The organism is Arcobacter sp. L (assembly GCF_000284235.1).
GTDB classification, from domain to species: domain Bacteria; phylum Campylobacterota; class Campylobacteria; order Campylobacterales; family Arcobacteraceae; genus Aliarcobacter; species Aliarcobacter defluvii.
Window position 1 is genome coordinate 2,611,646 of sequence record NC_017192.1, and the last position, 21,476, is coordinate 2,633,121.

Genomic DNA, 21,476 nt, shown 5'->3' on the forward strand with positions numbered 1-21,476 from the left:
AGAAGCTTTATTCTTAAAGCTTTTTAGTTTTTGCTACTTTTAAAAATTTTCACAAATTTTGTTAAAAAGTAGACAAATATATTTGGTTCCTTTAAAATGGGAACCATTTGTAAAAGGATTAATTATGCAAAAAAATTATGTAATAGGATTTCCAAGAATTGGAGAAAAAAGAGAACTTAAAAAAGTTTTAGAAAAATATTGGTCAAAACAAACTGATTTCAATGAAGTTAAATTTGTAGCAGAAAGCTTGAGAAAAAGACATTGGAATTATCAAAAAGAAGCAAAAATAGATTTTATCTCTTCAAATGATTTTTCATATTATGACAATATGTTAGATACTTCTATATTATTAGGTGCCATTCCAAAAAGATTTGAAAACTTAAAAGATGAAGAACTATATTTTGCAATGGCAAGAGGAAATGACTCTTGTGTAGCTATGGAAATGACAAAATGGTTTAATACAAACTACCATTATATTGTTCCTGAAATTTCTAAAGATACAAAATTTAAATTAAATAGTAAAAAAGTAATTGAAGAATATAAAGAAGCACTTGAGTTAGGAATAAATACAAAAATAAATTTAATTGGTGCAATTACATATCTTGGACTTTCAAAAAGTGTAGATAATAGTGATATTTTTTTACATATAAATAATGTAGTTGAAATTTATAAAGAGTTATTGTTAGAAATTTCAAAACTTAATGATGAAGTTATTGTTCAATTTGATGAACCACTATTTGTAAAAGATTTAGATTCAAAAGTTTTATCATTGATTAAACCTGTTTATGATGCCCTAGCAAATGTTGCACCAAATATAAAAATAGTAGTAACAACATATTTTGAACACTCAAATGAAGCTACAAAAATTTTAGTTAATACTCCAATTTGGGCATTAGGTTTAGATTTTATTCATGGAAATAAAAATCTTGAAGTTTTAGAACTTATTAAAAACTCAAATAAAGTTTTAATTGCAGGAGTAATAGATGGAAGAAATATTTGGAAAAGTAATTTTCAAGATAAAGTAGAACTACTTGAAAAAATTTCAAAAGTTGTAAATAAAGAAAATATCATAGTTGGAACTTCTTGCTCACTTTTACATGTTCCTTTTACTTTAAATTATGAAGAAAAATTAGACAAAGAGATAAAATCTTGGTTAGCATTTGCAAATGAAAAATTAAAAGAGTTATCACTAGTATCTAAACAATTTTTTGATTTTAAACTAAATTTAGAAGAGTTATCAACAATAAAAAGAAATATTGAAGATAATAGTCAAAGAAAAATATCTTCAAAAATTCACAACATTAAAATTCAAGATGAACTAAAAAATTTAAAAATCTTTGAAAGAGTAGATAAATTTCAAGATAGAATCAAAGTTCAAAGAGAATTTTTCAACTATGATTTCTTAACAACAACAACTATTGGTTCATTTCCTCAAACTCCAGAGATTAGAGAAAATAGAAAACAATATAAAGCAAATGCCATTTCAAAAGAACAATATGAAGCTGAGATTAAAAAATACATAGATGATTGCGTAGCTTTCCAAGATGAAATTGGACTTGATGTAATAGTACATGGAGAACCAGAAAGAAATGACATGGTTGAATATTTTGGAGAATTAATGGATGGTTTTGCATTTACTCAAAATGCTTGGGTTCAATCATATGGAAGCAGATGCGTAAAACCACCTTTAATTTATGGAGATGTAAATAGAGAAAATCCTATGACTGTTGAGTGGATAAAATATGCTCAAAGTAAAACTAAAAAAGTTATGAAAGGAATGTTAACAGGACCTGTAACTATTTTAAACTGGTCATTTGTAAGAGATGATTTACCAAGAAGTGAAGTAGCTCGTCAAATCGCACTTGCTATAAATAAAGAAGTTGATGATTTACAAAATGCTGGAATAAAAATGATTCAAGTTGATGAAGCTGCATTTAAAGAAGGTTATCCACTTAGAATTGAAAATATCAAAGCTTATGAAAACTGGGCAGTTGATAATTTTAAACTAAGTGTTAGTAGTGCAAAAGCAAATACTCAAATTCATACGCATATGTGTTATAGTGAATTTAATGACATTATAAAAACTATTGAAGCAATGGATGCTGATGTTATTTCTATAGAAACAGCACGAAGTGGAAATAGACTTTTAAAAATCTTTAAAGAAGTAGCTTACAAACAAGAAATTGGTCCTGGAATTTATGATATACATAGTCCAAGAGTTCCAAGTGTACAAGAAATGGTAAATCAAATTGAAGCTTTAATTGAAGTTTTACCAAAAGAACAATTATGGATAAATCCTGATTGTGGATTAAAAACTAGAAAATGGCCAGAAGTAAAACAAAGCCTTAAAAATATGGTTGAAGCAGTAAAAATTGTAAAAGAAAAAAATTACTAGAGCTTTTGCTCTAGTAATAATAAGAATATGTTTTGTTATAACTTAATTATGATAAAACATATTTTTAGATAAGATTCGAGAATTATAAAAATGAGAAAAGAAGCCATGATTACATTAAATGATATAAAAGAAGCAAAAAAAAGATTAACAAATACAGTTTTAACAACTCCTTTGATGAAAGCTCCAATTTTGAGTAAAAACTTAAATGCAGAAGTTTACCTAAAAGAAGACAATCTTCAAATAACAGGAAGTTTTAAAATTAGAGGTGCATTTAATAAAGTTGCTATGTTAGATGATACAAAAAGACAAAATGGTGTAGTTGCAGCAAGTGCAGGAAATCATGCACAAGGATTAGCATTTGCAGCACAACATTTTGGATGTGTTGCAACAATCTTTATGCCAGAGGCAACTCCACTTACTAAAGTTTCAGGAGTTAAATCTTATGGTGCAAACGTTGTTTTAACTGGCGAAAATTTTGATGAAGCGTACGCTGCTGCTACAAAATTTGCAAAAGAAAACAATAAAGAGTTTATTCATCCATTTGCAGATGATGCTGTTATTGCAGGACAAGGTACATTAACTTTAGAAATTTTAGAAAAAATTGAAGATATTGACCATATTATTGTACCAATTGGAGGAGGAGGTTTAATCTCTGGAATTGCCATTGCAGCAAAATCGATAAATCCAAATATAAAAATTACAGGTGTAGTTGCAAGTGGAGCAAGAGGAATGAAAGACTCTTTTGAAGCAAGACTTCCTATAGATTCTTCAAGTGTTAGAACAATTGCTGATGGAATTGCAGTTCGTGATGTGACACCAAAATTACTTGAAATCATTTTAGAATATGTAGATGAAATTGTAGAAGTAAGTGATAATGAAACTGCAAATGCAATTTTATTTTTATTAGAAAAACATAAACTTATGGTTGAAGGTGCAGGTGCTGTTGCAACTGCTGCAATTATGCATAATAAAGTAAATATTGAAAATGAAAAAGTATGTGCAATTGTAAGTGGTGGAAATATTGATGTTACAATGTTATCTTTGATTATTGATAAAGGATTAGTAAAATCATTTAGAAAAATGAATCTAATCGTAACACTTATGGATAAACCAGGTGCATTGATGCATTTAACTGAAATTTTTACAACTTGTTCAGCAAATATTGTTCAAATAGATTATGATAGAAACTCTATAAAACTGGAGTTTGGTGAAGCACATGTAACTATTTCATTAGAAACAAAAGGTGAAGAGCACCAAGAACTGATTAGAGAAAATTTGAAACAAAATGGTTACAGATATAAACAAATTTAAGTTAATTTTTTGTCTTTAGAAAGATTTTAGAAAATAAATACTATAATACACGCATAATTTAGTACATGTAGAAACAAAAAAAAAGGAAGAAAATGGAAGGAAGACTGTTTACATTCTTGGGTGCAATTGGTGGGCACGGGCAAGAGTGGATAATCTTATCACACTTTGTTCTAGTTATTGGGATAATTTTCTTAATTTCAAGAGCAGCTACTAGAAAGTTACAATTAGTTCCAACTGGATCTCAAAATGTAATGGAAACGTTCGTAGGTGGTATCGTTGCAATGGGAACTGATACAATGGGTGAAAAAAACGCTAGAACTTATATGCCTTTAATTGGTTCTTTAGCTTTAGTAATTTTTGTTAGTAATATGATTGGAGTTATCCCTGGTTTCGAAGCTCCAACTTCAAATATTAACTTTACATTATCTTTAGCTTTAATAGTATTTGTTTACTATAACTATTTAGGTATTAAGAAAAATGGTTTCGTTGCTTACTTTAAACATTTTATGGGACCTATGCCTGTATTAGCTCCATTAATGTTCCCAATTGAAATTATTTCTCACTTATCAAGAATTGTTTCATTATCATTCAGACTTTTTGGTTCAATCAGAGGAGATGATATGTTCTTAATGGTACTCTTAATGTTAGTACCTTGGTTATTACCTCTTCCTGGGTTCTTCTTATTAACTGCGTTTGGTTTCTTACAAGCGTTTATTTTCAGTATATTAACTTATGTTTATATTGCTGGTTCTATTATGATGGAACACGAAGAACACTAAAAATTTTGATAAAAAATTTTGAAAAGGGAATAAGTTTTTACTTATTCCCTTTTTTTATATATTTAAATAGAAAGACTAATGAAAAAATATCTTATAACTGACCCTCAATATTATAGTAATGATATAAAAATATTTAGAAAAACTTTGATAAAAGCTTTAACTAAACATAAAATTGATATTGCATGTTTTAGAGATAAAGAATCTAAAAACTTTGAAGAATTGGCAAAAATCTTTATAGAAATTTGTAAAAAATTTAATGTAAAAGAAATACTTCTAAATTCAAATTATTTATTGGCTAAAAAGCTAGGTGCATCAGGAGTTCATTTAAATTCAAAACAATTTGATAAAATCAAAGAAGCAAAAGAAAAAAATCTTTTTACAATTATCTCTTGTCACACTTTTTTAGAGATTGAAGAAGCTATGAAATTAAAAGCAGATGCGATTACTTTTTCTCCTATTTTTAATACACCAAATAAGGGTGAACCTAAAGGAATAGAAAAGTTAGAAGAGGCAACAAACTTATATAAAGATATAAAGATTATTGCTCTTGGAGGAATAGTTTCAAAAGAACAAATCTCTAAAATAGAAAATACAAAAGCCTATGGTTTTGCTTCTATTAGATATTTTGTTTAAATCTCTTTTAGTGTACAACTATTAGGTTTTAAATATACTAGATATGATTTCACATTTGATGTTTGAAATATCTCTTTTATAGCTTTTTTATAATATGAAACTTGAACTTTATGTTCATCAAGTTCCTCTTTTGTTGTTTTATAATCAATAATATAAAAACAATCTTCTTTAAATAAAAGTAAATCTATTATCTTTATCTCTTCTTTATAAATCAAAGATTGCTCTGAAATAAACATTGAGTTTTCCAATAAAGATTTAAAAGTTGAATCATTCAATAAAAATCTCAATCTATTTTTTATATCAAAAAAATCATCTTCACTTAAATAGTTTGAATATCTAGTTTGAACTAAATCCATAGAATAATCTAAATTTTTTTCATCAAATTCATTCATCATCTCTAAACAATAGTGAGTTGCCAATCCAAAATATTTTGCATGCAAATGGTCAACTTCTAACTCTTTTTCTTTTGAGATTTGTTTTTCTTGTGTTCCTAAATCTAATGGAGTATATGAAACAATATTTTTTTCATCTTTATTTATTGATAAATTAATACTCTCTTTTATTTTTCCAATTTTACAAACTTTCATATTTAAAATATCAAAAACAGATGATTTTACTTTTTTAAAGATAATTATATTATTTTTAGCTCTTGTCATTGCAACATATAAAATATTTATCTCATCTTCAAGACTTAATGCCTTTTCTTTTGCTATTGCTTTTTCATAATCTCTATCAAAATTTTCATAACCTTTTATTTTGTAAAAAATATTTCTTAGTTCAAGATTTTCATACTCAAATAAAAGTGAAGATTTATCTACATTTTTTCTTTTAATTCTATCAAGTAAAATAACTGTATGAAACTCCAAACCTTTTGATTTAAAAATAGTTAATATTTGAAGTCCAACTGATTCACTATTTTCCATATTTGCATCTAATTTATCTATCTCATAAACAAAATCTACGATATTATTAAAACTTGAACTTACTTCAATTAATTTAACAACATTTTCATCTATGATTTTTAATTTTTTTGATAACTCTTTTATAATTTCTTGAACAGATTTTTCTTCCAATTCAATTTGTAAATCCAATTCATTTAATATCTCTTTTCCAATAAGTGCATTTACATTCTCTTTGTAAATTTCTTCTTTGAAATAAAGATATTTCATAGCATTAATAACTGCTTTTACATTTTGTTGATTTATTAATTTTGAAGTCATTTCAGTTGATATTTTCATATCAGGAAACTTCTGTTTTAAATAATAATATAAAGATAAAACATCATCATTTGTATAAGTTAAAATTGATATATCATTTGGATTAACTCCCAAATTAATCAACTCTTCAATCTTTTTTGCAATGTTTACAAATTTTTCTTCTTCATCTAATGCTTCATCTTCAAAAACTTCAACATAACCATCTTTTGCAACTGATTCTTGTTCATAATATTCATAATTAACAAGATTTAAAAAAAGTGAATTTACATATGAAATGATATTTTCACATGAACGATAATTTGTATTTAAAACTTCAACTTCTAAAACTTTATTTGTATTTGCTACATAATCAAAAAGTTCTCTTTTCCCACCTCTAAATCTATAAATAGATTGTTTTGTATCCCCAACATAAAAAAATGTTTTAAATTTTGTTGTATCACCTGAAAGTATCTCTTTTATTAAAGGTTCTAAAATCTTATATTGTAAAAGTGAAGTATCTTGAAACTCATCCATCAAAATATGTGAATATGTTGAATCAAGTCTAAAATATAAAAAATCTTTATCAATTTTTGTTGATAATAATTCATAAACTAAATTTGAAATATCGTTAAATTCTAAATAGTTTTTATTTTTGTTAAACTCAAATTTAAAATCTTTAAACATTAAATAGAGTTCAAATAATTTATTTAAACTGTACCCTGCCCTTATTTTATAATATATTGTTATCTCTTTTTTTAACTCTATAAAATATGATTCAATTGTTTCATTTGCACATTTTTTAAAATAAGAATATTCAGCTAAACAATCTTTTTCAAGCCATGTTCTTCCAAATAAATCATCAAATTTTTCAAAATCTACAGCTTTTTTAGCACTTGGACTTGCAACAGTACAATTTAAAATAAACTCTTTTATTTTAAAAGCATTTTCTAAAACTTTCTCTTTTTGAAAATCTATTAATTTAGCATCAATATTTAAAATATTTATTTTTTCATTTTTTTCTAAAAGTGTTTTAAAAAGTTCAAAAAGTGAATTAAATTTCTTTTTTTCATAATGGGAAAAATCAATCAATGTTTCAAACTGTTTTAAATCAAGTGATTCTAAAAATTTTAAACTAAGAGTTTCAATATCATCTTCTTTTATTTCAAAATCATCTGAAATACCAATATATCCACAAAACTCTCTTAAAATCTTATTTACAAATTTATCAATAGTAAATATTGATAAATTCGCACTTGAAAATGATTTTACTAAAAAACTTTTTTTCCCTAAAATCTCTTCTTTTGAGAGATTTGATTGTTCAATAATAGCATTTAAATATGCTTCATCATCACCTAAAGTAAGAAGTGTTTTATATATTCTTTCACTCATTTCATTTGCAGCTTTGTTTGTAAATGTCAGAGTTAAAATTTCATTTGGTTTTGCGCCAAGTAACAACAAAGTGATATAACGAACCGTAAGTGCAAATGTTTTACCACTTCCTGCACTGGCTTTTAAAGCTAAATATTTTTTCATAAAAGAATAATACTAAAGTAACTATTTCATTTTAGTTAATAAGATACTTTTAGATATAATCTTGCTTTAAAAATCTTTTAGGATTATATATGATAGATAAAATAGATAAACATTATAAAGTTAAAACTCTTCTTGATGCAATTCCATATATTAAAAAATTCTTCGGAAAAACAATCGTTATTAAATATGGTGGCTCAGCACAAACAAGTCCTGATTTAAAAGATAAATTTGCTGAAGATATAGTTTTATTATCTCTTTTAGGAATAAAACCTATTATTGTTCATGGTGGAGGAGCAAGGATAACTGAACTTTTAACAAAATTAAATATCCCTTCTTCATTTGTGGATGGACATAGAGTTACGTGTGAAGATAGTATGAGAGTTGTTGAAATGGTTTTAAGTGGAGAAATCAATAAAAATATCACTTCTTTATTAAATCATCATGGAGCAAAAGCTATTGGAATTTCAGGAAAAGATTCTAGTATTATAAATGCTATTCCAAAAGATGGTGGAAGATTTGGTTATACAGGAGAAATCACAAAAGTAAATGGCACACTTATAAATAATCTTATAAAAGAAGGATTTATTCCAGTAATAGCACCAATTGCGGATAGTGCTGAACCAAATCATCCTGGATTTAATATAAATGCTGATGTTGCAGCTTGTGAAATTGCTGTTGCTGTTGGCGCTCAAAAAGTTTTATTTTTAACTGACACTATTGGTGTTTTAGATAAAGAAGGAAAATTAATTCAAACTTTACATAAAGAGAGTGTTGAAAACTATAAAAAAGATGGAACAATCGCTGGTGGAATGATTCCAAAAGTTGATTCTTGTATTGATGCTATACACAATGGCGTAAATAAAGCTCACATTATTGATGGAAGAGTTGAACACTCAATTTTATTAGAGTTATTTACAAGTGATGGAATTGGAACACAATTTATCAGAAAAGATAATCCAAATAATGGTATAGATTTAGAAAAATTATTAGAAAATTAAGGGGCATTATGAATTTTATAGAAACAAGAGGAAATGATGGTATTAAACCAATTAAAGTACCATTTAGTGAAGCAATATTAAATCCAAGTACATCTTTTGGTGGATTATACATACCTGAATATTTACCTAAATTAGAAGAAAATTTTATTCAAAATCACGTAAATAAAAGCTACAAAGAGTTAGCTTATGATATTTTAAAAGCTTTTGAAATTGATATTGATGAGAATGAAATCAATAAAGCTTTAGATTTATATGATAATTTTGACAATCCACAAAATCCTTGTCCTGTTATAAAAGTAAAAAAAGATTTGTTTGTTCATGAGCAATACCATGGACCAACTCGAGCTTTTAAAGATATGGCTTTACAACCTTTTGGTTCAATTCTTTCTTCAATTGCAAAAAAAAGAAATGAAAAATATCTAATTCTTGCTGCAACTTCAGGAGACACAGGGCCAGCTGCTCTTAATACTTTTAAAAATAAGGAAAACATTCAAGTTGTCTGTTTATATCCAGATGGTGGAACTTCTGATGTTCAAAGATTACAAATGGTTTGTGAAGATGGAAAAAATTTAAAAGTTTTAGGAATAAAAGGAAACTTTGATGATGCCCAAAGTGCACTTAAAAATCTACTTGCTTCAAAAACTTTTAAAGAAGAATTAGAAAAAGACAATATCAAACTAAGTGCTGCAAATTCAGTAAACTTTGGAAGAATAATATTCCAAATAATCTATCATTTCTGGTCATATATTCAACTTTTAAAACAAGATGAAATTACATTAGGTGAAAAAATATATTTAGTAGTTCCAAGTGGAAACTTCGGAAATGTTTTAGGAGCATTTTATGCTTTAGAAATGGGATTACCTATCGAAAAACTTTTAGTAGCTTCAAATGAAAACAATATACTTACAGAATGGATAAATACTGGTGTTTATGATATTAGAGATAAAGAACTTAAACTGACAAAATCTCCTGCAATGGATATTTTAAAATCTTCAAATATTGAAAGAGTAATTTATTCTTTATTTGGTGCAAATAGAACTAAAGAGTTAATGGAAGATTTAAATGAGAAAAAAATCTTCAAAATGAGTGAAAATGAAACAAATGAAGTAAAAAAATACTTCTCAGCTGTTTATTCTGATGATACTTTTGGTACAAGAACAATAAAAGAGTTTTTAGACTCTGGATATCTAATGGATCCTCACACTGCGACTTGTATAAAAGCATATAATGAGTTAAGAGAAAAACCTTTAAAAACAGTTATTTATTCAACTGCAGAATGGACAAAATTCTCACCAACTGTATTAAATGCATTAAATCAGAATTCTCTTAAATATGCTGATAAAGAAGCTTTAGAAGAAATTTCTACAAAATATAATGCAAATTTACCTCAAAGTATTAAAGACTTATTTAATGCAAAAATCAATCACTCTTTAGTTATTAATAAAGAAAATATTGAATCTGAAATAGTTAATTTTATTAGAAAATCATAAGATTTTCTAATAAAAATCCTCAAAAACACTTATTTAATAGTGTGTAATTTTTTCACAAAAAATACTATAAAAACCATCTGTTATGACTTAAATCAATACATTTTAAGTAATTCCGTAATATAATAGTCAAATTCTAAAATTAAAAAAAAGGAAGCCAAATATGTCTAAAGAAACAAATAGACGAGATTTTCTTGGTTACTCATTTGCTGCAGTTGCTGCAGTAGGTGGTGCAGCCTCACTTGTTGGTATGAAACAAGTATGGGATCCTCTTCCAAGCGTATTAGCTGGTGGATTTACAACTGTTGATCTTACTACACTAAAAGCTGGAGAACCTGAAACTTTTGTATGGAGAGGGAAACCTATATTTGTATTAAAGAAAACTGCTGAAATGGAACAATCTACTAGAGATTTACACATTGGAGAAGATAGATTTATCATTGCAATTGGGTTATGTACTCACTTAGGTTGTATTCCTGCATGGAAAAAAGATACATGGAAATGTGCATGTCATGGAGGAGAATATAATTCAAGTGCAAAACAAACATTTGGACCACCACCAAGACCACTTGATTTACCACCATTTAGTGTTAATGGAACTTCTATTGTTTTAGGAGAAGAAGGACCTGAATATAAAAAAATTGCTGAAACATTGAAAGCATAAGGAGTTATGAATGGCAAAATTTGAAAAAGCTAACTCTGTTGGAGAATGGTTAGACCAAAGATTAAATCTAACTACATTCAACAAAGTTATGATGACTGAATATTGGATTCCAAAAGATATTAACTTCTTATGGGCGATGGGAGTATTACTAGCTACAACTTTTGGTATTTTAGTAATTTCAGGTTTATTCTTAATGATGTATTACAAACCAGATGTTAACTTAGCATTTGATTCTGTAAATTATACAATCATGCAAGAAGTTGCATTTGGTTGGTTATTTAGACATATGCATGGTGTTGCAGCTTCTGTTGTATTCTTAATTATTTATATTCACATGTTTACAGGAATCTATTATGGTTCTTACAAACAAGGTAGAGAAATGATTTGGATTTCTGGTATGTTATTATTTATGACATTCTCAGCTGCTGGATTCTCTGGATATATGTTACCTTGGGGACAAATGTCTTACTGGGCTGCAATGGTTATTACTAACTTATTTGGTGGAGTTCCTGTTATTGGAGATGCACTTGTTGTTTGGATTAGAGGTGACTTTAACGTTGCTGATGCTACATTAACAAGATTCTTTATGTTACACGTATTCTTATTACCAATTACTATTATGGGAATTATTGGTTTACACTTCTATACGTTAAGAATTCCTCACGTTAACAACCAATCTTCTGATGAATTTGATTTTGATGCTGAAGCTGAAAAATATTTATCTGGAAATAAAAAAGAATCAAAAGTTATTCCTTTCTGGCCAATATTTATCTCTAAAGATTTAGCAGTTCTAGGAATTTTCTTAATTTTCTATTTTTACTTAGTATTCTTCCATTATAACTTTGCAATGGATCCAGTAAACTTTGATCCAGCAGATAACATGGTTACACCTGCTCATATTTATCCAGAATGGTATTTCTTATGGTCATATGAAGTATTAAGAGGTTTCTTCTTTGATATTGCAGGATTTAAAGCATTTGATATTGGATTAATCGCTTTTGCTTTTGCAAATGTTATTTTCTTATTATTACCTTGGTTAGATAGAGATCCAAAAATTTTACCAGCACATAAAAGACCAGCTTTCTTCGTTTGGTTCTGGTTATTAATGGTTGACTTAATTGTATTAACTGTTTATGGAAAATTACCTCCAACAGGTACAAATGCATGGGTAGGATTCTTTGCAGCAGTTTCATTTATCTTATTATTTATTATATTACCAATTATCAGTAAAATTGATGCTAAGAAAAGGGGTTCACTATGAGAGAATTAAAAATACTAGCAGTAGTAGTAGTTTTAACACTTATTACTTACTGGGGAGTTGAGCCATATGCTCATTCAGTTATGCATCCTCATGTTGCTCCTGCAGATTTTACATTTTCTGATACAAAAGAAGATGTAGCTGATGTTAAAGGTTTACAAGGTAATGTTGCAAATGGAGAAGTTCTAGTTACTTCAAATTGTACTGCTTGTCACTCAATTGAATCAAAAGGTTTTCCACAAGTTATGGATAATGCAAGTTCATCTGCAGCTTATGGTGTAACTCCTCCTGATTTAGGAAGTGCAGGAAAACTTTATAATGCTGATTATTTAGCTGCATTTATTAAAGATCCAGCAAAAGCATCAAAAACAGCTCATAAATTTGTTGATGGAAAAGTTCATCCAATGCCTCAATTCAACTGGATGCAACCACAAGAAATTGCAGATATGGTAGCTTATTTACAATCGATTGCACCAAAAGAAATGACAAATAAAGAAGTATTTACAGATGCTTGTCAAAGATGTCACTCTATCAAATATGCTGATATGAAAGGTGGATCAATGGCTGCATTTACTCCAAATGATAATATTAAACATTACATGGGTAAATTACCTCCTGATTTATCACAAATGATTAGAAGTAGAGGTCATCACTATTTAGAAACATTTGTTAATGATCCACAAAAACTTCTAGAAGGTACTGCAATGCCTAGAGTTGGGTTAACAGAAGAATCTCAAGCTCAAGTTGTTGCATATTTAGAAGAAGTTGGTGATAGTAAAAAAGCTCAAAGAGAAGAATTAGGACCTAAATTCTTAATCTATCTTGTAATTTTTGCAATCTTTGCATTCTTATGGAAAGCAAGTAAATGGAGAGAAGTTCATTAAGAACTTTTCTTTATAATTAGGAGAAAATAAATGAAATTAATAAAAATATTACTTGCTTCATCTTTAGCATTTGTATCATTAAGTGCAAATGATGTTATGCAAAAATCTATGTCGATTATGGAAAAAGGTATGACTCAAATTCAACAAGGTTTTTTAAATAATAATCTTGAATTAGTAAAAGAAGGAACTAAACTTGTAAAAGAAGGAAATGCTCTTTTTTCAGATAAAAAAATAATTACTGAATATTTACCTGAAAATAAAAAACATATGGTAAATGTTGCAGAAAATGCTTCAAAAAGAATAGCTTTAGATATTGCTGGCTTAGAAGCTAACATTGAAAATAAAGCATTTATAAATGCTACAAATTCTTATTCAGATATGTTAAATGCATGTTCAAGCTGTCACTCAATTGTAAGAAATTGGTAAAAAGCTTAGGAAGATAAACATAAAGTTTATCTTCTTCTTTATTTATAAAATTATTTTGGAAGTAGCTGCAATTATTGCTGTTTCACTTCTTAATATCAAATTTGATTCAAATCCAACAACATAATCTATATTAAACTTTTCTCTTTCGTTTTTAGAAAAACCACCCTCACAACCAATAACCAATGTTTTTATTTCATCTTTTTTTTCATCAATTAATTTATTAGAAAAATCTAGAAAATATATATTTTTATTGTTCTTTAAAAATTCATCTAAATTTTTACAAATATCAAGTTTTATAATATCTGAACGACCACATTGAGAAGAAGAATTTATAAGAATTTTTTCTAATTTTTCAATATTAATTTTAAAATTTTTTTGAGAAAAATCACTATATATAAAAGTAATTTTATCAACTCCTAATTCATTTAATGAAGGTATATATTTTTCAATAGTTTTTGGATCAATAACACACCAACCAAGATGTAACTTTTTTTGATTTATTAAAACTTTTTTTTCACTAAAAATTAAATTTAAAACTGCCTTTTTTTTATCAATTAAAACAATCTTGTACAAATATATATTTTCATCTTTCAAATTTCTAAAATATATTTCATCATCAATCTTATGACGTCTTGCTTTTATTAAATAGTTATAAACTTCATCTTTTATTTCTAAAATATTCCCACCACAAAATTCATCATAAGTGAATTGCATTAAAACACCTTACTTATAATATAAACAGCAATTAATAATGAAATTTCAATTGTATAAATTTTTTTTGCATATTTATAAAAATCATTTTGAAGTTCAATTTGATCATGTTTAATAACTCTCATCTTTTTATATCTCTTTATTTCAATTACCAATAAAAAAATTGATGTAGGAATCATTAAAGCAATTGTAAAACTAAAAGTTTGTGCATAAAAAGCAACTATTGTCCCCGTATAAATAACTATAGCATTTGTTAGATGATATAAAGGTGTCATAAATTTTAGTCTTTTTGCTAAAATTATGAAATTTTTCTCTCTTGTAACTGAATATAAATTAAATAACATAATTGCTAAAAAAAAATATATTGAATATACATGGCTTTGAATTGCGCTTTGCATTAATTCCATATTTGTTTATCTCACTTTTAAAAAATTTTGGTATTATATCTAACTTGTCATAAGTTTTTATTTTAACTAAAAAGGATAAATATGGCTCTAGCAGTACAAAATACATTAGAACTAATTTCAAATATCAAAACAGTTTTGAAATATGAAATTTTACCTATTGAAAATTGTTTATCAAGAATTTGTGCTAGCCAGATAATCGCGACAAGTTTTTTACCAAAATATAATAATTCAGCAATGGACGGTTATGCAATTATTTATGAAGATAAAAAAGAAGAATTAGAAATAATTGATACTATTTTTGCAGGTGATAACAACAATACTTTGATAGAAAAAAACACTTGTATTAAAATAATGACCGGAGCAAAAATTCCTGAAAATACAACAGCTATTGTTCCAAAAGAAGATGTGGAAGAATTGTCAAACAATAAAATAAAAATTTTACAAAATATAAAAAAATTTCAACATATTAGATATATTGGAGAAGATATTAAAAAAGATGAAATTTTGATAGAAGAAGGCGAAGAAATAAATTTTTCTAAAATAACTCTTCTTGCAAGTCAAGGAACTTCTCATATAAAAGTTTATCAAAAACCTAAAATTATTGTTTTTTCAAGTGGTGAAGAATTAAAACTTCATTATGAAAAAATAGAAGATTATCAGATTTACAATTCAAATACTCCAACTTTTATAGCAAGAGCAAAAGAGTTAGGTTGTGATGTTACATTTATAGGACAAGCAAAAGATACAATTAAAGCAATAAAAGAATTAATAACAAATTCGTTAGATGCAGATTTAATTATAACTTCTGGTGGAGTTTCAGTAGGAGATGCAGATTTTACAAAAGAAGCATTTAAAGAACTAGATTTTGAAACTATTTTTGATGGTATAAAAATAAAACCTGGCAAACCAACAGTTTTTGGCAAAATAAAAAACTCTTACATTCTAAATCTACCGGGTAATCCATTGGCTTCTGCTTTAATTTTTGAATTATTTGGAAAATTAATTATTCAAAAACTTTTAGGTTCAAAAAATATTTATCATAATTTTATTTTTGCTAAAATGGCAGAAGATTTTAAAACTAAAAAAGGAAGAATTACTGTTTTACCAGGTTTTTTTGATGGTGAATATTTTAATATATCACAAAAAAGATCGCCAGGTATGGTTTCTACATTAAGCACTTCAAATTCAATCATTGTAATAAACGATGACGTTGAAAAAATAAATAAAAATAGCATTATTAAAATATTACCAATAAATTGGAAATTTTTTACGGATAATAAAAAGGATTTTTTAACATATGAATAACAAAACAACTAAAAAAGCAATTTGTATTTTAAGTGGAGGTATGGATTCAACTCTTGCTTCTTATATTGCTAAAAAAGATGGATATGAAATAATTGCTGTTCATTTTAATTATGGACAAAGAACACAAAATAGAGAATTAAAAGCTTTTAGAGATATTTGTGATGATTTGGGAATTTTAGAAAAATATGAAATTGATATTCCATTTTTCACTCAAATTGGTGCAAGTGCCTTAACTGATAAATCTATAGATGTTCCCACAAATGGATTAGAAGCAGGTGTTCCTATAACTTACGTTCCATTTAGGAATGGAATTTTTCTTTCAATTACAGCTGCAATTGCAGAAAAAGAAAAAGCAACAGCAATGTATATTGGTGTTGTACAAGAAGATAGTTCAGGATATCCAGATTGTACAGAAGAGTTTATAAATGATATTTCAAAAGCAATAAATCAAGGAACAAGAGAAGAAACTTCAATCGAAATAAAAACTCCATTAGTTCATTTATCAAAAGCGCAAATTGTTGAAGAAGCTTTGAAATTAAATGTTCCATTAATTCATACTTGGTCATGTTATAAAGAAGAAGATGAAGCCTGTGGGGTTTGTGATTCTTGTAGATTAAGATTAAATGGATTTAACTTAGCAAATCAAATTGATCCTATTACTTATAAGGTAAATTTATAATGATGTGGAAAATATCAAAAGAGTTTGATTTTTGTTATGGACACAGAGTTTGGTCTCAAACATTGGATGTAGAATTTTCGTTAGATGGATGTTTAAAATGTAGACATTTACATGGACATCAAGGAAAAATTTTAGTATATCTTGAAGCAACAAAACTTAATGATGGAATGGTTACAGATTTTAAACATCTAAATTGGTTTAAAGCTTTTTTAGATGATGTATTAGATCATAAATTTATTTTAGATATAAATGATCCTTTATTTTCAACTTTACTTCCACACATAGACAAAAATGAATTAATTAAATATGATGAAAATTATTATTTAGTAAATTTAACAAAATTCCAAAATCTAGAATCGCATATAAAAGAACTTTATGAAGGTTATGTAATAGTAAATTTTGTTCCTACGAGTGAAAATTTATCCGCATGGTTTTTAAATATTGTTCAAAATAAAATGGAAAAATTAGGAATAAAAGTTTCTCATGTAGAATTTTTAGAAACTCCAAAAAGTAAAAGTACATTTTATGCTTGAAATAAATGAGATTTTTGGACCTACAATCCAAGGTGAAGGTAAATTAGTAGGTACACCTTCAATTTTTATAAGATTTGGAAAATGTAATTTTAAATGTGAAGGATTTGCTGTTGAATATGAAACTCCAAGTGGTATAAAAAAATGTGCTTGTGATTCGTATTTTGCCGTTGATACAGAATTTAAAGATACATGGACAAAATATAAAACTTATGAAGAAATAGTTAAAGAAGTAAATAAATTAATAAATAAATTCCCTTATAATTACAAAATAGATATTGTAATAACTGGTGGAGAGCCACTACTATATTGGAATAAAGAAGAATTTCAGAAATTAATTAAGCATTATATAAATGAAGGTCATAAAGTTACTATTGAAACAAATGCTTCTTTAAACTTAAACTTTGAATATGACTACCAAAGAAATATTCTTTTTTCTATGAGCGTAAAATTAAGTAATTCATTAGAACCTTTAAAAAAAAGAATAAATAAAGAAACATTAACAAAAATTCTTACTAATTCAAATGATTCTTATTTAAAATTTGTAATTGGAAAAGATTTTTTAAATAATGCAAAAAATGAAATAAAAGATATTTTAAATGATATTCCAAAATGTGAAGTTTATTTAATGCCACTAGGTGATACAGCTGATGAAATAAATAAAAATTGTGAAGATGTAATAAATATGGCCATTGAAAATGGATATAAATATTGTGATAGATTACATATAAGAGTTTGGAATAATAAAAGAGGAGTTTAAACTCCTAATATATTTATTTGTAAATTATTGCTATAATATATAGTTTATGTAAAAATAAAAGGATTAAAATGAAATTTTCAGGTTCTAATGTATTAGTTACAGGTGCAAGTAGAGGAATTGGGGCAGAAATAGCAAAAACACTTGCAAATTTTGGACTAAAAGTTTGGATTAATTACAGAAGTGGAGCTGAAGCTGCTGAAAAAATCAAAAATGATATTGAAATAGCAGGCGGAAAAGCAGCTATTATAAAAGCAGATGTGACTAATGAAGAAGAGTTTTCAAATGCAATTAAAACAATTGTTGACGCAGATGGAGAATTATCTTATTTAGTTAATAATGCAGGTATTACAAAAGATAAATTAGCCTTAAGAATGAGTGTTGCTGATTTTAATGATGTAATAAATGCAAATTTAACTTCTGCATTTATTGGTTGTAGAGAAGCTTTAAAGGTAATGGGGAAAAAAAGATTTGGTTCAGTTGTTAATATCTCTTCAATTGTTGGAGAAATGGGAAATCCTGGACAAACTAATTATTCAGCATCAAAAGGTGGACTAAATGCCATGACTAAATCTTTTGCAAAAGAAGCTGCAGCTAGAAGTATTAGATATAATGCTGTAACTCCTGGATTTATTCAAACAGATATGACTCATGAATTAAAAGAAGAAATAAAAGCAGAATATGAAAAAAATATTCCTCTTTCAAGATTTGGAAACCCTAGTGAAATCGCTGATGCTGTCGCATTCTTATTAAGTGATCATTCTTCATATATTACAGGAGAAATACTAAAAGTTAATGGTGGATTATACGTTTAATATTTTATTAAAAAGTTTAAATATATAATTTAAAAGAGTTTTTAAAAACTTTTTTGTTATAATACAAAGATAAATTTATAAAAGGAAATAAATATGGCATTATTAGATGATGTAAAAGCAGTAGTTGTTGAGCAATTAGATTGTGATCCAGCAGAAGTAAAAGAAGATTCAAAATTCATTGAAGATTTAGGTGCTGATTCACTAGATGTAGTTGAACTTGTTATGGCTTTAGAAGAGAAATTTGACATTGAAATCCCAGATGAAGATGCTGAAAAAATCTTAACTGTTGCTGATGCTATAAAATACATCGAAAATAACGCGTAATTTATACGCTTTAAATAGAAGATAACCTCTTCTATTTATATTTAAACTATTGAGTTTTTTGTAAAAAGATTGAATAATTCAAATAATTAACATGGAGCATATTTAAATGAGAAGAGTTGTTGTAACAGGTATAGGTACTATTAATTCAACAGGACATAACGTAAAAGATTCTTTCGAAGCAGTTGTGAATGGAGTTTGTGGTATAGATACTATAACACTATTTGATGCAAGTGATTTCTCAGTTCAGATAGCTGGAGAAGTAAAAGATTTTGATCCAACTACAGTTATGGATAAAAAAGAAGTTAAAAAAGCTGATAGATTTATACAACTAGGTATAAAAGCAGCGCTTGAAGCTATGATTGATTCAGGATATGTAACACAAGAAAATAAAAAAGTTGACTCATCAATTGCTGAAAGATTTGGTATTATTTCTGGTTCAGGTATTGGAGGATTATCAACAATTGAAAAAAACTCAGTAGTTTGTGAAACAAAAGGTTCAAGAAAAATATCACCATTTTTCATTCCTTCTTCTTTAGCAAATATGTTAAGTGGATTTATTTCTATTGAACATAATCTAAAAGGTCCTTCATTAGCTCATGTTACAGCTTGTGCAGCTTCTACTCATGCATTAAATGATGGTGTTAAAACTATTATGTTAAATGGTGCAGATAGAATTTTAGTTGTTGGTGCAGAAAGTGCAATTTGTGGTGCAGGAGTTGGTGGATTTGCTGCAATGAAAGCATTATCAACAAGAAATAATGAACCTAAAAAATCTTCAAGACCTTTTGATAAAGACAGAGATGGTTTTGTTATGGGAGAAGGTGCAGGGGCACTTGTAATTGAAGACTTAGAATCTGCATTAGCAAGAGATGCAAAAATTTATTGTGAAATTATTGGATTTGGAGAGTCAGGTGATGCAAATCATATTACTTCTCCTGTTGTAGATGGTCCACTAAGAGCAATGAAAGCTGCATTTGAAATGGTTAAGAATATTACGGGAGAGTATCCAAAAATTGATTATATTAATGCACATGGTACATCAACTCCTGTTGGAGACAAAAATGAAACGGCAGCAATTAAAGAATTATTTGGTGGAAAAGAAAATTGTCCTCCAGTTTCTTCAACAAAAGGACAAATTGGTCATTGTTTAGGTGCGGCTGGTGCTATTGAAGCTATTATGGCTATAAAAGCATTAAATGATGGTATTATTCCTCCAACAATTAATGTTGATGATCAAGACCCTGATTGTGATATAGATATTGTACCTAACATTGCAAGAAAAGCTGAATTAACTACTGTAATGAGTAATAATTTTGGTTTTGGTGGAACAAACGGTTCTGTTATTTTTAAAAAGTATATTAAATAAATTTAAACAAACCTAACTATTAAAGAGCTAATTTAAAATTGGCTCTTTTTTTTTTAAGGAAAAACTTTGGCAGCTTACTTAGAATTTGAAGATAAAATCAAAAAAATTGAAGAAGATATAATAATTGCTAAAACTAAAGCTGATGAACATGCAGTAGAGATTTTAGAAAAAAAATTAGAAAAAGAAGTTGAAAAAACTTTTAAAAACTTAAATGACTATCAGAAATTACAACTTGCTCGTCATCCAGATAGACCCTATGCATTAGATTATATTTCTGGATTATTAACAGACTCTTATGAAATTCATGGTGATAGACATTATGTTGATGATCATGCAATAGTATGTTATCTTGGATATATTGGAACACAGAAAGTATTAGTTATTGGAGAACAAAAAGGAAGAGGAACAAAAGATAAACTTTTCAGAAATTTTGGTATGCCAAGTCCTGAAGGATATAGAAAAGCATTAAGAGCTGCAAAAATGGCAGATAAATTTCAAATTCCTATATTATTATTAGTTGATACTCCAGGTGCATATCCAGGAATTGGTGCAGAAGAAAGAAATCAAAGTGAAGCAATTGCTAAAAATCTTTATGAATTTGCTGACTTAACTACACCAACTATTTCTGTTGTAATAGGAGAAGGTGGTTCAGGAGGAGCATTAGCAATATCAGTTGCAGATAAACTTGCAATGATGAGATATTCAGTATATGCAGTTATTTCACCAGAAGGTTGTAGTGCAATTTTATGGAATGATCCTGCAAAAGTTGAAACAGCAGCAAATGCACTAAAGATAACAGCAGAAAATCTAAAAGATTTAAATTTAATTGATGATGTTATAAATGAACCACTAATCGGTGCACATAGACAAAAAGATGAAGCAATATTAGCTCTAAAAGAGTATTTTTTAACTTCTTTAGAAGAATTACAAAAATTAACTCCAGCGCAAAGATCTCAAAAAAAATATGAAAAAATAATGAACTTAGGTTCTTTTCAAGAAGAAAAATAACATAGACAAG

The 21,476-nt window shown here is 27.2% G+C and carries 21 protein-coding genes; 18 read left to right on the forward strand and 3 right to left on the reverse strand.

What is annotated here, in order from left to right; translation table 11 throughout:
- Window positions 1–124: 124 nt before the first annotated feature.
- The 4 genes from metE (at window position 125) to ABLL_RS12895 (ending at window position 5,118) form a co-directional block, all read left to right on the forward strand.
- Entirely contained in the window at window positions 125–2,395 is a 2,271-nt protein-coding gene (gene metE / locus ABLL_RS12880; protein ID WP_014475223.1) for a 5-methyltetrahydropteroyltriglutamate--homocysteine S-methyltransferase, read from the forward strand.
- Between the two features lie 105 nt (window positions 2,396–2,500).
- Complete coding sequence (gene ilvA / locus ABLL_RS12885; RefSeq protein WP_014475224.1) at window positions 2,501–3,706, forward strand: threonine ammonia-lyase; 1,206 nt, start codon at window positions 2,501–2,503, stop codon at window positions 3,704–3,706.
- A 92-nt stretch (window positions 3,707–3,798) separates the two neighbouring features.
- Window positions 3,799–4,485, forward strand: a complete 687-nt coding sequence (locus tag ABLL_RS12890) for a F0F1 ATP synthase subunit A (protein ID WP_014475225.1) — start codon at window positions 3,799–3,801, stop codon at window positions 4,483–4,485.
- A 78-nt stretch (window positions 4,486–4,563) separates the two neighbouring features.
- Complete coding sequence (locus ABLL_RS12895; RefSeq protein WP_014475226.1) at window positions 4,564–5,118, forward strand: thiamine phosphate synthase; 555 nt, start codon at window positions 4,564–4,566, stop codon at window positions 5,116–5,118.
- Here the strand turns inward: ABLL_RS12895 and ABLL_RS12900 are convergent.
- Window positions 5,115–7,847 (reverse strand): RecB-like helicase, encoded by a 2,733-nt coding sequence (locus ABLL_RS12900; RefSeq protein WP_014475227.1) that lies wholly within the window; start codon window positions 7,845–7,847, stop codon window positions 5,115–5,117. The two genes, ABLL_RS12895 and ABLL_RS12900, sit on opposite strands and share 4 nt — an antisense overlap.
- Window positions 7,848–7,936: 89 nt before the next feature.
- Between ABLL_RS12900 and argB the strand changes: the two genes are divergently transcribed.
- From argB to ABLL_RS12930, 6 genes are all read left to right on the forward strand, one after another.
- Window positions 7,937–8,845 (forward strand): acetylglutamate kinase, encoded by a 909-nt coding sequence (argB, locus tag ABLL_RS12905; protein ID WP_014475228.1) that lies wholly within the window; start codon window positions 7,937–7,939, stop codon window positions 8,843–8,845.
- An 8-nt stretch (window positions 8,846–8,853) separates the two neighbouring features.
- A complete protein-coding gene (thrC, locus tag ABLL_RS12910; protein ID WP_014475229.1) occupies window positions 8,854–10,335 on the forward strand; it encodes a threonine synthase in 1,482 nt (493 codons plus the stop codon).
- Between the two features lie 160 nt (window positions 10,336–10,495).
- Complete coding sequence (locus ABLL_RS12915) at window positions 10,496–10,996, forward strand: Rieske 2Fe-2S domain-containing protein (RefSeq protein ID WP_014475230.1); 501 nt, start codon at window positions 10,496–10,498, stop codon at window positions 10,994–10,996.
- A gap of 10 nt (window positions 10,997–11,006) precedes the next feature.
- Window positions 11,007–12,257, forward strand: a complete 1,251-nt coding sequence (locus ABLL_RS12920) for a cytochrome bc complex cytochrome b subunit (protein ID WP_014475231.1) — start codon at window positions 11,007–11,009, stop codon at window positions 12,255–12,257.
- On the forward strand, window positions 12,254–13,138 hold the full coding sequence (locus tag ABLL_RS12925) for a c-type cytochrome (RefSeq protein WP_014475232.1): 885 nt from the start codon (window positions 12,254–12,256) through the stop codon (window positions 13,136–13,138). Before ABLL_RS12920 ends, ABLL_RS12925 begins: the two co-directional genes overlap by 4 nt.
- A gap of 30 nt (window positions 13,139–13,168) precedes the next feature.
- Window positions 13,169–13,564, forward strand: coding sequence for a hypothetical protein (locus ABLL_RS12930; protein ID WP_014475233.1), 396 nt, complete (start codon window positions 13,169–13,171; stop codon window positions 13,562–13,564).
- 42 nt (window positions 13,565–13,606) lie between these two features.
- Here the strand turns inward: ABLL_RS12930 and ABLL_RS12935 are convergent, their stop codons facing one another.
- Both ABLL_RS12935 and ABLL_RS12940 read right to left on the reverse strand, forming a co-directional pair.
- Window positions 13,607–14,278, reverse strand: a complete 672-nt coding sequence (locus tag ABLL_RS12935; RefSeq protein WP_014475234.1) for a 16S rRNA (uracil(1498)-N(3))-methyltransferase — start codon at window positions 14,276–14,278, stop codon at window positions 13,607–13,609.
- The gene (locus ABLL_RS12940) at window positions 14,278–14,682 is read right to left on the reverse strand and encodes a hypothetical protein (protein ID WP_041654912.1); all 405 of its coding nucleotides are present in this window, start codon (window positions 14,680–14,682) and stop codon (window positions 14,278–14,280) included. Before ABLL_RS12940 ends, ABLL_RS12935 begins: the two co-directional genes overlap by 1 nt.
- An 81-nt stretch (window positions 14,683–14,763) precedes the next feature.
- Between ABLL_RS12940 and ABLL_RS12945 the strand changes: the two genes are divergently transcribed.
- The 8 genes from ABLL_RS12945 to accA all read left to right on the forward strand — a co-directional run bounded on the left by ABLL_RS12945 (window position 14,764) and on the right by accA (window position 21,466).
- Window positions 14,764–15,987 carry a molybdopterin molybdotransferase MoeA gene (locus ABLL_RS12945; RefSeq protein ID WP_014475236.1) on the forward strand — a complete coding sequence of 408 codons (1,224 nt, stop codon included), beginning with the start codon at window positions 14,764–14,766 and terminating at the stop codon, window positions 15,985–15,987.
- Window positions 15,980–16,666: a 7-cyano-7-deazaguanine synthase QueC gene (queC, locus tag ABLL_RS12950; protein ID WP_014475237.1), complete on the forward strand. Its 687-nt coding sequence runs from the start codon at window positions 15,980–15,982 to the stop codon at window positions 16,664–16,666. Before ABLL_RS12945 ends, queC begins: the two co-directional genes overlap by 8 nt.
- The gene (locus ABLL_RS12955; protein ID WP_014475238.1) at window positions 16,666–17,199 is read left to right on the forward strand and encodes a 6-carboxytetrahydropterin synthase; all 534 of its coding nucleotides are present in this window, start codon (window positions 16,666–16,668) and stop codon (window positions 17,197–17,199) included. Before queC ends, ABLL_RS12955 begins: the two co-directional genes overlap by 1 nt.
- Window positions 17,192–17,956 (forward strand): 7-carboxy-7-deazaguanine synthase QueE, encoded by a 765-nt coding sequence (locus tag ABLL_RS12960; RefSeq protein WP_014475239.1) that lies wholly within the window; start codon window positions 17,192–17,194, stop codon window positions 17,954–17,956. Before ABLL_RS12955 ends, ABLL_RS12960 begins: the two co-directional genes overlap by 8 nt.
- A 68-nt stretch (window positions 17,957–18,024) precedes the next feature.
- Complete coding sequence (fabG, locus tag ABLL_RS12965; protein ID WP_014475240.1) at window positions 18,025–18,768, forward strand: 3-oxoacyl-ACP reductase FabG; 744 nt, start codon at window positions 18,025–18,027, stop codon at window positions 18,766–18,768.
- A gap of 93 nt (window positions 18,769–18,861) precedes the next feature.
- The gene (gene acpP / locus ABLL_RS12970; RefSeq protein WP_004510944.1) at window positions 18,862–19,092 is read left to right on the forward strand and encodes an acyl carrier protein; all 231 of its coding nucleotides are present in this window, start codon (window positions 18,862–18,864) and stop codon (window positions 19,090–19,092) included.
- A 106-nt stretch (window positions 19,093–19,198) separates the two neighbouring features.
- A complete protein-coding gene (locus tag ABLL_RS12975) occupies window positions 19,199–20,458 on the forward strand; it encodes a beta-ketoacyl-ACP synthase II (RefSeq protein ID WP_014475241.1) in 1,260 nt (419 codons plus the stop codon).
- Window positions 20,459–20,524: 66 nt separating this feature from the next.
- A complete protein-coding gene (accA, locus tag ABLL_RS12980; RefSeq protein WP_014475242.1) occupies window positions 20,525–21,466 on the forward strand; it encodes an acetyl-CoA carboxylase carboxyl transferase subunit alpha in 942 nt (313 codons plus the stop codon).
- Window positions 21,467–21,476: the final 10 nt, after the last annotated feature.